This is a genomic window from Thalassotalea sp. ND16A (assembly GCF_000764205.1).
Lineage (GTDB): Bacteria > Pseudomonadota > Gammaproteobacteria > Enterobacterales > Alteromonadaceae > Thalassotalea_A.
Window position 1 is genome coordinate 1 of record NZ_JQDZ01000058.1, and the last position, 1,217, is coordinate 1,217.

Sequence of the window (1,217 nt, forward strand, 5' to 3'; positions counted from 1 at the left end):
GTTAGTCGATATTGCCTTCCTTGGTGCTGCAATAATCTCAATGCTAAATAGCCATATGATAAAACTCTTCTTTGTAAGGTGTTGGCTTGAAATTGACGGTGATAACCGTTTATTTCAGCGGCTTTACCAATAACATACAGGGCGAACTGAGCAAGCATCGCTATCAGTAATATGCTTTCAAGCCTAGCTATTCGGGTACTTCTGCTTCTTGATAAGCCAAGCCCATAGTACTCATTTTTATTATCTCGGAATGTTTCTTCAATACTCATTCGTCTTTGATAGATAGAAACTAACTTGTGCGCTGGAAACTTTTCTTGGGGTAAGTTGCTGATCAAGAACCATGGGTCTTTTGCTGACTTTGCCTGCTTTCGGTTAATATTATCTTTCGTGACAATACCTTTATTATTTAGGTTTTTTCTTCCCTTACTTTTCTTTTTAAATACGATGGCACGACACGTGTATTTATGAGTTTTTGATAGCATACAAGTTGGCAACTCTGAGGCGTGAGAAGACGCTCTACTATGCAGCGTATCTACATGGCGCCACATATCTTCACCTTCTAACTGGCAGTGAATAAGACCTCGTACTCGGCCAACCCAATACCAATTATATTCATCAACTATTTTTAGCCAGGTAATACGAAAGCCTGCATCAGTACAGATAATTGGTCGACAATTTATAGGGAGTAACTTTGCTAAGTTAGCTAAAAATCTTTTATGTGCCTTTTGGCTAGTTAATTCACTTTCAGGATAAATTTCTTCATAAACCGTAATGGCGCGCCCACTCACGGGAATGGACGCTCTTATCATCACAAAGTTAGAGTCATAAACGGACGACCAATCGACAACAATGATAGGGTTAGCTGTCGTAACAAATTGATTAATGATAATTTGATAAAACCCTTTGCGACTGGCATGTAGCGTTTCATTACCCAACAATCTATCAACACGTTTGATGCTATGTTTTTCTATCTTATTGTTATAGCTACCATTAGTTCGGCCAATACTGGTAAGGCTTAGTGCCGCACCATGAATAACACTTTCAACAGAAGTGAAAAGAGCACGAATAATTCTAGGATCAATATTGATTGATTCTTTCTTAAAAAAGTTTGAAAATACCTTCATAGCGTTTGAGGTTTAGTTTTTTTGTTTTGTGGTGAAATTAATTTAACTAAATTTCAAACGCTTACACAAATATTTGTGGGGATACTTCAGGTT

General features: G+C 37.5%; 1 protein-coding gene. It reads right to left on the reverse strand.

Annotated elements, in window-relative coordinates; genetic code table 11:
- On the reverse strand, positions 1 to 1,124 hold a 1,124-nt coding region (locus ND16A_RS09140; RefSeq protein ID WP_052073082.1), incomplete at its 3' end, for an IS4 family transposase.
- Positions 1,125 to 1,217 lie beyond the last annotated feature (93 nt).